Origin of the sequence: Flavobacterium oncorhynchi (assembly GCF_002217355.1) — a bacterium.
In the GTDB taxonomy this organism is placed as follows: Bacteria; Bacteroidota; Bacteroidia; order Flavobacteriales; family Flavobacteriaceae; genus Flavobacterium; species Flavobacterium oncorhynchi.
On sequence record NZ_MUHA01000031.1, the window covers coordinates 20745 to 34143 of the forward strand.

Here is a 13399-nt window from a genome sequence, read left to right on the forward strand (position 1 = left end):
CCCATCTGCTCTGGCGGATGGGACTCTATTATATTTAATTTTCGCCTCTTTTCTTAAATCTAGGATCGTGTTTCGATATAAACGTTGTTCTTCTATTTGAAGCTGGTTTTGGAGTTTCAACTTTAGGTAAACTTGCTTCTTCGGTTTTACTCGAAGGTTCAATTAACTGATTTAATTCTTTGATTTCATCATCAGTCAAATCGCGGTATCTGCCAACTGGAACATCAAGTGAAATATTGATGATTCTGATACGTTTAAGAGCCGTAACTTCATAACCTAAATATTCAGCCATTCTTCTAATCTGACGGTTTAATCCCTGTGTTAGAATGATTTTAAAAGTGTATTTACTAATTTGTTCTACTTTACATTTTTTAGTAACAGTGTCTAAAATAGGAACACCATTTCCCATTCGCTGAATAAAACGATCTGTGATAGGTTTGTTTACGGTAACCGTATATTCTTTTTCGTGATTGTTTCTAGCGCGTAAAATCTTGTTTACAATATCGCCGTCATTGGTCATAAAAATTAAGCCTTCACTAGCTTTGTCCAACCTCCCGATTGGGAAAATACGTTTAGGATAATTGATGTAATCAACAATGTTATTTCGAACTTCGAGATTGGTGGTACATTCAATTCCAACAGGCTTGTTGAATGCTAAATAAACCATCTTTTCGTGCTTTTCAACAATTAGTTTTCCGTCAATGCGTACTTCATCATTTGGTGAAACTTTAGTTCCCATTTCTGGTACAGCACCATTTATTGTAACACGTCCTTCCTCTATAAGTTTATCAGCTTCACGACGCGAACAATAGCCAGTTTCGCCAATAAATTTATTCAAACGTTTTAAATTCTCTTCCATACTGCAAAAATAGGCAAAATTTAGGACTTCTTAGATTGTTAGACTTCTTAGAATTTTAGATTTTCACAATCTTGTCATTTCGACCAAAGAGAGAAATCACACAAGAAATTTCATAAAGAAAGTAACCAATCTTTGTCAAACTACTTTTGTCATCTAGACGAAGGAGAGACGACAAAAGTGTGGTAAGTATATGAAAAAAACCTTTGTCCCTTTGTCGCTCTGAAACTTTGTCTTCTTATTTATGAAATTGAGAACTATCCTCAGGAGTTTCTTTTCGATCAAACATTCCGTAATCGCGAACAACAGTTGCAATTCTTAAATGATAATCTTTAAAAACTTCATTACGTCCTTTTGCCTGTGCGTGACGATGCATTTCAAGATTTCTCCATTGTTGAATACTTTCTTCGTCTTTCCAAAAAGACAATGATAAAACCTTTTCAGGATTACTAATGCTTTGAAAGCGTTCTATTGAGATAAAACCTTCGATGTGGTCTAATTCCGGACGCAGTTTTGCTGCAATATCTAAATATTCTTCTTTTTTCCCTTCGTTAGGAATAACTTCAAAAATTACGGCAATCATTTTTTTGAATTATGTGTTAGAAATAAGATACAAAATAAGAAAAACCTTTGTTCCTTTGATTCTCTGTTACTTTGAACCTTCAGAAAAAAGAAACTCAATCACTTTGTTGTACAATGCATCATCGTGCATTCCGTGGCCTAAGCCTTTGGTTTCTATAAATTGACTGTTTTTCCAGTTGCTGTGAATTTTTTTTCCTTCTGCAAAAGCAACGACATCATCTGAAGTGTCATGCGCAATAAAACCTTCAACATTAAATTCTGAAGCAAATTTTTGTCCTGAAAAATCCTCAAGCTTAAAATTGAATCGATCCAAAAATTTACTTTCTAAAAGTGAAAACATTTTAGTATTCAAGCTTAACATTGAGATATAATTATCGATTAATGTTTTTAAGTCTGATGGAGCTCCCAGGATAACCATTTTATTTATACTCGTATTCGGAAATAAGTATTGGTGATATACGCAGGCTGCGCCGCCAATCGAGTGGCCAATTATAATTGTTGGCTGGTATTTTTCTACCGCTTTGTTTATAAATTCGGCATAAAGCGGAACATTAAATTCTTTACCGCTGCTTTGACCGTGTGCAGGAGCATCTATAGCAATAATAGTACTTCCTGATTTTTGAAGATGCGGAAGCGTTTTTTTCCATCTTGAAGCATTGCTTTCCCAGCCATGAACTAATAAGATTTTAGTTTCGTTTCCTTTCCAAATGTAAGTTTGAAAATGATGTTCGTTAAGGTTAAAAGTTTCCGTTTCCGTATGTCGCAAAATTTTTGGAAGAGCTTCTTTTTGTAATCTTCCTATTCGAGGCTGACTAAAAAGGGCATAAGAAAGCTCAACGGCTTTTTGAGGACGAACATAACTTAAAAAGTTAATGTATTGCCCAACAGATTTTAAAGTAATAAAACGGATTCCTTTTTTAATTCCCAAAATAAGCAGATTAATGATGAAAGTATATTCGAAAACTTATCCTTAAAAGATTTGCCACGAATGACACAAATTTAGCACGAATTTTTATTCTTTAAATAGTCAAAGTAAAAATTAGTGAAATTGGTGAAATTCGTGGCAAAAAAAGATATAAAAAAAAGTCCCGATTAAATCGGGACTTCTATTTAGAATTTTGAGAACAATTGTTCCATTTTTTCTTTTTCTTCTTCAGCTAATGCGCTGTCAACTAAAATTCTTCCAGAGTGCTCATCAGTAATGATTTTTTTTCTAGAAGCAATCTCAACTTGAGTTTGCGGTGGAATAGTGAAGAATGATCCTGCTGAAGCTCCTCTTTCGATAGAAACTACTGCTAAACCATTACGAACACTAGTTCTGATTCTTGTATAAGCTGCTAATAATCTGTCTTCGATTTGGCTTGAATACTCAGCAGATTTCTCAGATAAGAAAATTTCTTCTTTTTGAGTTTCTGCCATAATAGCGTCAAGTTCAGATTTTTTATGTTTTAAATGAGAACTTTTTGCGTCAAGCTTTTCTTTTAAGTTAGATATAACTTCTTTTTTATGCTCGATAGAAGCTTTCATTTCTTTGATTTGCTTTTCAGCCAATTGAATTTCTAATTCTTGAAATTCAACCTCTTTAGTCAAAGAATTAAATTCTCTGTTATTACGAACTGATTCTTGTTGTTTTGTGTATTTTTTGATAACCTCTTTATGCTCATCAATACCATTTTTCTTAGACTTGATTTGCTCCTCAATTACTTCAAGTTCACTTTTCAGTTTCTCTGAACGCGTGCTTAAACCTGCAACTTCATCTTCTAAATCTTCCACTTCTAAAGGAAGCTCACCTCGTACGTTTCTGATTTCGTCAATTCTAGAGTCAATAAGCTGTAAATCGTATATTGCTCTTAACTTGTCCTCAACACTTAATTCTTTCGTATTCGCCATATTCTATAAGTACTTAACTGGATTTGTATTTTCTTCTGATAAAATGATGGCAAAATTAAGGATTTTTTTTCGAAGATAATCAACAATATAGTTTTTTGTATAGCGTTCACTCTCAAAATGACCAATATCTGCCAAAAGTAATCGATTTTCAGCTTCGTAAAACTGATGGTATTTTAAATCAGCAGTTAAAAAAGCATCAGCTCCAGCACTAATTGCATTTTTTATGGCAAAACTTCCTGAACCGCCTAGAACTGCAACTTTCTTGATTTTTTTACCTAAAAACGCAGAATGACGTATTCCGTCAGCGATCATTTTCTCTTTTACAAAAGGAAGAAAATCTTTTTCATTCATTTCAGTTTCAAACTCTCCAATCATTCCTAAACCAATATTTTGATGTGAATTTTGAAGATCGTAAATTTCATAAGCGACTTCTTCGTAGATATGATTGGCAAATAGTGCTTTAAGAATTTTAGACTGTAAGTGTTTTTCAAAAACAACTTCTATTTTTATTTCGGTTCCTGTATGTAATTTTCCTTTTTCTCCAATTACAGGATTGCTGTCTTCGTTTCCTTTAAAAGTAAAAAAACCTTCAGTGTTAAAACTGCAATTATCATAATTTCCAATAGTTCCTGCGCCAGCTTCAAACATAGCATTTCGAACTTTTTCAGAATTATCTGGAGTTGCGTAGGTTACTAATTTCTGAATGAAATTTTGTTTCGGTATTAAAACTTTAGTATTAGTTAATCCCAAAGCATCACAGAAAATTTTATTAACGCCTGCAGAATGATTGTCTAATGCAGTGTGAACGGCATAAATAGCAATGTCATTTTTGATTGCTTTTAAAATGGCGCGTTCAACATAATTTTTGCCTGTAATTTTTTTGATCCCAGAAAATAAAATAGGGTGAAAACAAACGACTAGATTGCAGTTTTTTGCTATAGCTTCGTCAATCACAGTTTCTAAAGCATCGTGGCAGATTAAAACGCCAGTACTTTCGGTTTCAGTATTTCCAACTAAAAGACCAACATTGTCAAAATCTTCGGCGTAAGCCAAAGGTGCCATTTCTTCTAGAACTTCTATTATATTTTTGATTTTCATTATTGCTTTTTGTTTCAAGTTTCAGGTTTCAGTCTTTAAGTTTTATGCCGTGTGGGAAAACTTGAAGTGCAAAATCTGAAACAAATTCATAAAACAAATTAACGAAAAAAATTATACTTTCGTAAAATGAATATACTTCGAAAAATACTTTTCCCTTTTGCAATTTTGTATGGATTAATCACATCAATTAGAAATTTTCTTTTTGATAAAGGAATTCTTAAATCGACTTCATTTGATATTTCTGTTATTGCGGTTGGAAATTTAAGTGTAGGAGGAACCGGCAAAACACCTCAAATTGAGTATTTGATTCGATTGTTATCAAGTAAATATAAAGTGGCGACTTTAAGTCGTGGTTACAAACGTCAGTCGGAGGGATTTGTTTTGGCAGATGAAAATTCTAATGCTTCAATACTTGGTGATGAACCGTTTCAGTTTTATCAAAAATTTCCAAATGTTCAGGTTGCCGTTGATGCAAATCGTACAAACGGAATTACTCAATTGCTTTCGCAGAGAGAAAAACCAGAAGTGATTTTATTAGACGACGCCTATCAGCATCGTAAAGTAAAAGCTGGTTTTTACATTTTGCTTACTTCATATGGTGATTTGTATGCCGATGATTTTATGCTGCCAACAGGAAATCTGCGTGAGGCTAGAAGCGGAGCAAAAAGAGCCAATATTGTTATAGTTACAAAATGCCCTTCTAAATTGGATGAATCTGAACAGGAAAATATTAGAAGAAAGTTAAAATTGGAAGCTTCACAAGAATTATATTTTACCTTTATAGATTACGATGATTCTGTTTATTCAAGAACAGAGAAATTAGCAGTAGCGGAAATTAAAGAGGAACGAAAGCTGCTTTTGGCTGGAATCGCAAAACCAAAGCCCTTTTATGATTTTTTAAAATCTAAAGATGATGAATGTCTAACATTTCCAGATCATCATCATTTTACAGAAAAAGATATTACAACAATTGCAGAGAAAGCAAAACAATATAAAATTATTACAACCGAGAAGGATTATGTTCGTTTAAAGGACACTAGTATTGTATCGCAATTATTTTATTTGCCTATAAAAAGTTCTTTCATCAAGGAGCAAAATAATTTTGATAAAACAATTTTAAATTATGTGGGAAAAAGTTCAAGAAACAGTTAGTTATATAAAGTCAAAAACACAATTTACGCCAGAATATGGAGTGATTTTGGGTTCGGGTTTAGGAGGTTTTACAAATGATATCGAAATAGCATTTACACTGCCGTATGATGAAATTCCTAATTTTCCTGTGTCTACAGTTCAAGGGCACAAAGGCGCTTTGGTTTTTGGAACTATTGGGGATAAAAAAGTAGTTGCGATGCAAGGTCGTTTTCATTTTTATGAAGGATACTCGATGGAAGAAGTTACCTTTCCGGTTCGTGTAATGAAGTTTTTAGGAGTTAATAAACTATTAGTCTCAAATGCATCGGGAGGAGTAAACGCGGCTTACAAAGTAGGTTCGATTGTTATTATTAAAGATCATATCAATTTTGCACCGGAACATCCTTTGCGTGGTAAAAACGATGAACGCTTTGGACCTCGATTTGTAAATATGAGTGAGCCTTATTCTCGAAAAATGATTGCTAAAACGAAAGAAATTGCATCAAGACTGAATATCGAAATTCATGATGGAGTTTATTTTGGTTTACAAGGACCTACTTTTGAGACTTTGGCAGAATATAAAATGGTTAAAATTCTTGGCGCAGACTGCGTAGGAATGTCTACAGTTCCAGAAGTTATCGTGGCACGCCACATGGACGTAGAAACTTTTGGAATCTCTGTAATTACCGATATGGGTAATGAGGAAAGTATAGATACGATCTCTCATGACGAAGTTCTTGAAGCAGCAAAAATGGCAGGACCTCAGGTAAGAGCTTTGATAAAAAACTTGATTATAGAATATTAAGTTTTTACTTTAAAAAAACTTGGCGATTGTGCTGTAAAATTCATCTGGAACAAATGGTTTTGTAATAACATCATTCATTCCGTAAGATAAAAGCATATCTCTGTTTTCGTCAAGCGAAATTGCAGTCAGCGCAATAATTGGAGTTGTTTTGTCAAACTCTCTAATTTGCTGCGTTGCTGTTGTTCCGTTAATGCCAGGCAAATGAACATCCATTAAAATCATATCGAAACGCTTTACTTTTAAAAGCTCAACAGCTTCTTCTCCGTTATCGATAATTTCGCAAGTTATGGCTTTGTTCTCCAGCATTTTTCGAGTAATCATCTGATTGATTTTATTGTCTTCAATCAGTAAAATTGATTTGTGCTGTAATTGAGAATCGTCGTATGTTTTTTCTTCTTGTACAACCTCCAAAGCTTCTTTGTTAATTTTAAAATCTAATTTAAAAGTAAAAGTAGATCCTTTGCCAACTTCACTTTTTAGTTTTATTTCGCCGCCCAAAAGTTCAATTAGTTTTTTTACAATAGTAAGTCCAAGACCAGTTCCGCCATATTTTCGATTTACCTCTATTGATCCTTGCGAAAAACTCTCAAAAACAGTTTGCAATTTATCTTCAGGAATTCCAATTCCAGTATCAACAATTTCAAAATAAACCGTTGCCGTATCATCTTCCTCAGCATATAATTTTGCAATTACATTTACATTTCCGTTTTGAGTGAATTTTAATGCGTTGTTGATTAAGTTCAATATAATTTGAGACAATTTAGTAGGATCGCCAATTAAATTGTCAGGAATTGATTTGTCTATCTCAAGATTGAAGTAATTTTTATTGGCAGTAGCCAATTCTTTTAAAGAACTTTGAATGTTAAAAAGAAGCTCTTTTAAATTAAAACTGATACTTTCAACTTCGACTTTAGTCGAATCGATTTTATTAATTTCAAGAATTTCGTTGATAAAAGTGGTCAGGTAGTTTCCTGAAAATTTTAAAGATTCTAAGTATTTTAGCTGCGTTTCTTTAGGATCGTCTTCAAGTAATAAATGAGTAATTCCATTGATCGCATTCAATGGTGTGCGAAGTTCATGGCTTACTGTTGATAAAAATTCTGACCTGGCTTTTGAAGCTTTTTCGGCTTTGTTTTTAGCAAGGATTAGCTCTTTGTTTTTTTCTCGTAAAAGCAGGTTGTTTTGATTTCGAATAATGTTGTTTTTGTATAAAGCTAAACTTAAAAGCGATAGAATCGAAATTAAAGCAATTGCCAAAATACTAACCAATTTAGAATAACGATAGGTTTTTAATTGAATTTTTTCTTCGCTTTCACGTTTTATGCTGTTATTTAAAGATTGATTTTTTTTGAATTTCTGATATTCATTAAAATCAATTTTAGCATTTTTTAATTTTAAAATGTAGTTTTCTAATTGATAATGTTCATCTAAATAAGAATAAGCAAGATCAAAGTTTCTATTTTTTTTATAATACTGACTGATGGCTAAAACAATTTTAGATTTTTGCGGAAGATCATTTATCATCGCATTATAATCTAGTGCTTTATCAAAATAAATTATGGCAGAATCATTGCGTTTAAGTGCGCTTTCAATTAATCCAAGTTGATAGTAAGAACTGCTTTTTGTTTTTAAAATAGCAGGATTGTCAGGTTTTTTAGTGATTTTTTGTAAAGTCTTAGCCGCTGATCGTAAGTTTTGATTTGCCTTAAAAGCCATTGCTTTTTGATAGCTGAGAACTTCGGCGCTGTCAACAACTCCTAGTTCTTTTATAAGGTCTTGAGCTTTTGCGTAATATACATCGGCAGTTTTGTAGTTGCCCATTGCTGTGTTTGCAGCACCAATATAATGCAGCGCCAAAATTTTTGTGCAATTGGGTTTTACACTGTCAAATGAGGATACACTCTTGTGAAAGTTCTTTAAAGCTTCGTCATATTTTTGCTGATTGTAAAATATTTTTCCAAGCTTAAAGGTTTGGTTGGCTAGATTTTGGGTATGATGATGTGTCTCACAAAAATCAATTGATTTTTTAGTGTAAAAAACAGCATTATTGTATTTTTTATTGTTAAGATTTTTATTGGCGAGTTTATTGTAATAGGAAACACTATCCGTATTCTTTTTAGTTTGAGAATACAAAAATGAATTAAAAAAACAAACCAGAATAAGAATGTGGTATTTCATGTATTGCAATGCTTTTACAATGAATTCTATTTTTTTCTTATCAGTAAAATCAAATCTATTAATCTTGATGAATATCCAATTTCGTTATCATACCAGCCCACAACTTTTACCATTTTATCAATAACAGATGTAAGTTGTGCATCAAAAAGGCACGAATGCGTGTTGCCAATTATGTCAACAGAAACGATTGGATCTTCAGTATAATCTAGTATTCCTTTTAAATTTGTTTTTGAGGCTTCTTCAAATGCTTTATTAATTTCGTCAATACTGACAGCACGTTTTACATTAAACGTTATGTCGGTCAATGAGCCATCAGGAACTGGAACACGAATGCCGCAGCCTCCTATTTTTTCATGCAATTTAGGAAAAATTTTTGTTAATGCCTTAGCTGCACCTGTAGTTGTTGGAACAATTGACTGACTTGCGCCTCTCGCACGGCGTAAATCCTTATGTGGCTGGTCGTGAAGACTTTGGTCAGTTGTGTAGGAATGTATTGTTGTAATGTAAGCTTGTTCAATTCCGCATAATTCCTCGATAATTTTTATCATCGGAGCCGCATTATTTGTTGTACAGCTTGCATTAGAAACAATGTCTTCCGTTCCGTCCAGAATAGTTTCATTTACCCCTAAAACAACAGTTTTTATTGTGTCTACTTCAGAAGGAGCAGAAAGGATTACTTTTTTTGCCCCAGCTTCTATGTGTGCATTTAATTCTTCGTGTGTTTTATATTTTCCTGTTGATTCTATAACAAAGTCGATAGAATGACTTTTCCAATCTAAGTTAGAAATGCTTTTTTCATGAAAAAATAAAAAGTGTCTATCGTCAACAATTATCCCATTTTCATCATGAGATACCTTAAATGGCAAAACACCATGTATGCTGTCGTATTTTGTTAAATGCGACATGGTTTTGTTATCGGCAATGTCGTTAATTGCAATAACTTCGATTTCAGGGTGGTTTAGAAGCAGACGGAATAAGTTTCTTCCAATTCTTCCAAAACCATTAATAGCAATTCTTGTTTTCAATATTTTGTTTATTTGTTTAATCGTTCAGCCGTTTAATCGTTTTATCAATGTGATTAAACGATTAAACAGTTAAACAAATAACCTTTTATAATATGTGTTTTTGTGCTTTGTATGAAGAACGAACTAACGGACCGCTTTCTACATGTCTGAAACCTAATTCTTGACCAAATTTTTCATATCGAGCAAATTGTTCAGGTGTAATGAACTCTTTTACTGGTAAATGCTTTTTACTGGGTTGTAAATACTGTCCAATAGTAACAACATCAACATTTGCATTTCGCAGGTCAGTCATAGTTTGAAAAACTTCTTCTTCCGTTTCTCCAAGACCTAACATGATTCCAGATTTGGTTCTGTTTATTCCTTTTTCTTTCAAGTAACGCAAAACTTCTAAACTGCGATCGTATTTTGCTTGAATACGAACTTCTCTCGTTAAACGTCGAACGGTTTCAACATTGTGTGAAACTACTTCAGGATTTGCTTCCACAATTCGATCCAGATTTCTTTCCATTCCTTGAAAATCTGGAATTAAAGTCTCAAGTGTAGTGTTTGGATTCATTCTGCGAATCGCTTTTACAGTTTCAATCCAAATTATTGAACCGCCGTCTTTTAAATCATCTCTATCAACACTTGTAATTACGGCATGTTTGATATTCATGATTTTTATAGAACGAGCTACTTTTTCAGGTTCATCCCAATCTACCGTTTCGGGTCTGCCGGTTTTAACACCGCAAAAACCACAAGATCTAGTACAGATGTTTCCTAGTATCATAAAAGTAGCAGTACCTTCTCCCCAGCATTCTCCCATATTTGGGCAGCTTCCAGAGGTGCAAATCGTATTTAAACTGTATTTATCGACTAAACCACGTAGTTCAGTATATTTTTGTCCAATTGGTAATTTTACCTTCAACCATTTAGGTTTTGCGGCTGGTATGTTTTCAATGACTGTTTCCATATATCATAATTCAAAGTACAAAGATACGTAATGTAGTTTATTTGGAGATGCTAATTTAATTTTCGTTTACAGTTTGTATTTTTTGATTTATTTAAAACTATTAAGTTCAGCTATTAATTACTTGTATTTAGATGTTTTTCTTGTTTTATTTTTTTTACTCTTCTTGAATATTTTTACGCTTTAGCTTGATTTTATGAAAAAGAATGGTTACGATGTAAATGCAATGGAGTCAGCTTTTAGAATTCTTCAAAATCTAAGTGAAGGAGCGGAATCTTCTTTTATTACTAAAATGATGAGTTCGCATCCCGATTCTAGTAAAAGAGCAGATGACGCTAAAAAGAAAGTAACAAAAGATGGTTTGTATAAAGCTTATGTACAGCAGAAAATTGATAATACTGCGCCTGTAAAGGCAAAAGCAGCAACAAAAGCACCAGCTAAAAAGACGACAACAAAGAAAAAGTAATATTTTTTCATAAAACCTAAAAACGGCAAATTCTCCAGAGAACTTGCCGTTTTTTTGTTATACCGTCGAAGTGCAATGAATAATAGCTGTAGATCGTTATACAACTCATCAAAAATTTATATCTTTAATTTGTTAAAAAAAACAAGCTTTTGGTGAAATAAAATAGTATTTTATTGTAATACATTTGTTGTTAAATAATAATTATGTTTAGAGATATGAAAAAGAAATTTATTGTATTAGGGGTTTTGTTTGCTGCTTTTGGATTTACAAAAACAAATGCGCAAATTAATTTAGGCGATAAAGCAATTGGAGCAGTTCAAAAAGGAGTAACAGCGTTTACATTAACGAATGCAGATGCAGCGGCTTTATCTAAAGAAGCAGTTGCAAAAATGGATGCTGAAAATGAAGTGGCTGGACCAACTGATGGTTATACACTAAGATTGAACAGAGTGTTTGGAAAATATACTGCTGGTGATGGATATACTTTAAATTATAAAGTATACAAAGTTAAAGATGTGAATGCTTTCGCTACTGCAGATGGAAGTGTGCGTGTATATTCGGGTTTAATGGATATTATGGATGATAACGAATTGCTGGCTGTAATAGGTCATGAAATTGGCCACGTTGCCAACAACGATTCCAGAGATGCAATGCGTGCGGCTTACCAAAAAGAAGCAGTAATTGATGGAGTTTCTTCTCAATCAGCAAAAATATCTTCAGTAACCGACAGTCAGTTAGGAAAAATCGGAAGCGCTATGATTGACAGCAAACACAGCCGTAAACAAGAAAGCGAAGCGGATTTATTTTCGTATAATTTCTTGAAGAAAAATGGTTATGATGTAAATGCTGAAGAATCAGCGTTTAGAATTCTGGCTAAAATGAGTGAAGGGGCTCAAGCTTCTTTTATTGATCAAATGATGAGTTCGCATCCAGATTCTAAGAAAAGAGCAGATGATGCAAAAAAGAGAGCTGAGAAAGACGGTTTGTATAAGCCATACGTGCAGCAAAAAATAGATAATACAGTTCCAAAAGCGGCAACGACTAAAAAGGCAGCTACAACCAAAAAAACAACAACTAAAAAGAAATAATAATTTCTAGTTTAAAAAGAGAACGGCAGATCGTATGATCTGCCGTTCTCTTTTTTTATATACTGTTTTTAGCCTAAAACGTGATGTGCTAAAACTTTTTGAACGTCGTAAACATTAACAGATTTGTTAAATTGTTTAACGATACTAGGATTTAGTTCGCTTGAAACCCATATTTTTAATTCAGCATCAAGGTCAAAAGTCCCAGCAGTTTCTACGCTGAAACGAGTGATGCTTTTGTAAGCAATAGATTTATATTCGGTTTTACTTCCTGTTAATCCTTGTACGTCAACTAAGATTAATCTTTTGTTTGTAAAGATAAAAGTATCACGTATTAGTTTAAAACCCATTTCAATTTCTTCATTATCAGTTAATAACTGACCATACTTTTTAAGCAAATCGTCCTGAGTGACAGTACCTGCATTACCCATAAGGGCTGAAAATATTCCCATTTTTTTAGTTTTTAGTTTTTGAATATTAAGTATGTAAAAGTAATTTATTTGCTAATTTTTATTCGATGTTTTTGCATTAAAAAAATAGAAGTTAGTATTAGTGAAAGTAAAACTGCAGAAATTACAGAAACGATAATATTTCCATATTCTTTAATTCCAATACCTGCAAAAAAACGTAAAATTAAAATTAAGACAAAAAATAAGAATGTTGCAAACCAATAATTTTTATTGACAGGATTTCTTGAGATTGCATTTTTAGGAAGTTTGAAAATGGCAAAAAATATAATAACTCCTCCTAAGAATGTACTTAAATGCTGAGCTATTTTTAATATGGGAATATCAATACCAAATAAATAAATAGAATTTTGTAATGCAGCGATGTGATTTACAAAGTACCCGCTGTCATGAGTAAAGCTATCCCAAAGAAGATGAGATGCAGTACCGATAAGAATTGAAAAGAAGACTACAATCCAATTTTGTTTGAAATAGTTATTCCAATTAAATGTTGTAAAAATTAGGAATCTTGATTGGAGACAATACGGTAAATTGTTAAAAAGTAGATTTTTAACTTTATTGTGAAAAATAAAAGAAATAAACAGTGCTAGAGGTAAATCAAACCAAAATACGCCAGCTATAGTATGGCTGTAAATACTTTGAATTCGCATTCTGATAAAATATTCAAAATCGGGTATCATACTGCCAATAATTAAACCGGTTAGTGAAAACCATCTTTTGTTTAAAAATGGCAGAGGTAAAATTATTGCAGGATGGGCAAAAGTGAATGGCATTATAAAAAAATATTAGTTTTTTACTGCGTTAAAAATAAGATTAATAAATCAATAAAAAACTAATATTTTTTAATTGGTCGGTAGTTTGAAGCAT

The 13399-nt window shown here is 32.7% G+C and carries 14 protein-coding genes; 4 read left to right on the forward strand and 10 right to left on the reverse strand.

The genetic code is table 11. From position 1 onward, the window contains the following. Window positions 1-34: 34 nt before the first annotated feature. The 5 genes from rluF to B0A75_RS19105 all read right to left on the reverse strand — a co-directional run bounded on the left by rluF (window position 35) and on the right by B0A75_RS19105 (window position 4426). Complete coding sequence (gene rluF, locus B0A75_RS19085) at window positions 35-859, reverse strand: 23S rRNA pseudouridine(2604) synthase RluF (RefSeq protein ID WP_089055861.1); 825 nt, start codon at window positions 857-859, stop codon at window positions 35-37. A 235-nt stretch (window positions 860-1094) separates the two neighbouring features. Further along, window positions 1095-1439: an antibiotic biosynthesis monooxygenase family protein gene (locus tag B0A75_RS19090; protein WP_089055862.1), complete on the reverse strand. Its 345-nt coding sequence runs from the start codon at window positions 1437-1439 to the stop codon at window positions 1095-1097. A 66-nt stretch (window positions 1440-1505) separates the two neighbouring features. Next, complete coding sequence (locus tag B0A75_RS19095; RefSeq protein ID WP_089055863.1) at window positions 1506-2366, reverse strand: alpha/beta fold hydrolase; 861 nt, start codon at window positions 2364-2366, stop codon at window positions 1506-1508. A 182-nt stretch (window positions 2367-2548) separates the two neighbouring features. After that, on the reverse strand, window positions 2549-3328 hold the full coding sequence (locus B0A75_RS19100) for a zinc ribbon domain-containing protein (protein WP_089055864.1): 780 nt from the start codon (window positions 3326-3328) through the stop codon (window positions 2549-2551). A 3-nt stretch (window positions 3329-3331) separates the two neighbouring features. Further along, window positions 3332-4426 (reverse strand): Nif3-like dinuclear metal center hexameric protein, encoded by a 1095-nt coding sequence (locus tag B0A75_RS19105; RefSeq protein ID WP_089055865.1) that lies wholly within the window; start codon window positions 4424-4426, stop codon window positions 3332-3334. A 126-nt stretch (window positions 4427-4552) separates the two neighbouring features. On the opposite strand from B0A75_RS19105, the gene lpxK reads away from it, so the two are divergent. Together lpxK and B0A75_RS19115 are read left to right on the forward strand one after the other, a co-directional pair. Further along, complete coding sequence (gene lpxK, locus B0A75_RS19110; protein WP_089055866.1) at window positions 4553-5578, forward strand: tetraacyldisaccharide 4'-kinase; 1026 nt, start codon at window positions 4553-4555, stop codon at window positions 5576-5578. Beyond that, window positions 5550-6362 (forward strand): purine-nucleoside phosphorylase, encoded by an 813-nt coding sequence (locus B0A75_RS19115; RefSeq protein ID WP_089055867.1) that lies wholly within the window; start codon window positions 5550-5552, stop codon window positions 6360-6362. The genes lpxK and B0A75_RS19115 overlap by 29 nt, the downstream gene beginning before the upstream one ends. A 9-nt stretch (window positions 6363-6371) precedes the next feature. On the opposite strand, the gene B0A75_RS19120 is transcribed toward B0A75_RS19115, so the two are convergent. The 3 genes from B0A75_RS19120 to lipA form a co-directional block, all read right to left on the reverse strand. Next, the gene (locus B0A75_RS19120) at window positions 6372-8540 is read right to left on the reverse strand and encodes a tetratricopeptide repeat-containing hybrid sensor histidine kinase/response regulator (RefSeq protein ID WP_089055868.1); all 2169 of its coding nucleotides are present in this window, start codon (window positions 8538-8540) and stop codon (window positions 6372-6374) included. A gap of 26 nt (window positions 8541-8566) precedes the next feature. Beyond that, on the reverse strand, window positions 8567-9565 hold the full coding sequence (gap, locus tag B0A75_RS19125; RefSeq protein ID WP_089055869.1) for a type I glyceraldehyde-3-phosphate dehydrogenase: 999 nt from the start codon (window positions 9563-9565) through the stop codon (window positions 8567-8569). A gap of 85 nt (window positions 9566-9650) precedes the next feature. Next, window positions 9651-10517, reverse strand: a complete 867-nt coding sequence (lipA, locus tag B0A75_RS19130) for a lipoyl synthase (RefSeq protein ID WP_089055870.1) — start codon at window positions 10515-10517, stop codon at window positions 9651-9653. 193 nt (window positions 10518-10710) lie between these two features. Here lipA and B0A75_RS19135 point away from each other — a divergent pair, with 193 nt between their 5' ends. Both B0A75_RS19135 and B0A75_RS19140 read left to right on the forward strand, forming a co-directional pair. Continuing rightward, window positions 10711-10980 carry a M48 family metalloprotease gene (locus B0A75_RS19135; RefSeq protein ID WP_394335292.1) on the forward strand — a complete coding sequence of 90 codons (270 nt, stop codon included), beginning with the start codon at window positions 10711-10713 and terminating at the stop codon, window positions 10978-10980. Between the two features lie 215 nt (window positions 10981-11195). Beyond that, window positions 11196-12068 carry a M48 family metalloprotease gene (locus B0A75_RS19140; RefSeq protein ID WP_089055919.1) on the forward strand — a complete coding sequence of 291 codons (873 nt, stop codon included), beginning with the start codon at window positions 11196-11198 and terminating at the stop codon, window positions 12066-12068. A 68-nt stretch (window positions 12069-12136) separates the two neighbouring features. Here B0A75_RS19140 and B0A75_RS19145 read toward each other — a convergent pair whose 3' ends face one another. Together B0A75_RS19145 and B0A75_RS19150 are read right to left on the reverse strand one after the other, a co-directional pair. Next, entirely contained in the window at window positions 12137-12517 is a 381-nt protein-coding gene (locus B0A75_RS19145) for a PH domain-containing protein (protein WP_089055871.1), read from the reverse strand. Between the two features lie 44 nt (window positions 12518-12561). Next, the gene (locus B0A75_RS19150; RefSeq protein ID WP_089055872.1) at window positions 12562-13305 is read right to left on the reverse strand and encodes a DUF4184 family protein; all 744 of its coding nucleotides are present in this window, start codon (window positions 13303-13305) and stop codon (window positions 12562-12564) included. Between the last annotated feature and the right edge of the window lie 94 nt (window positions 13306-13399).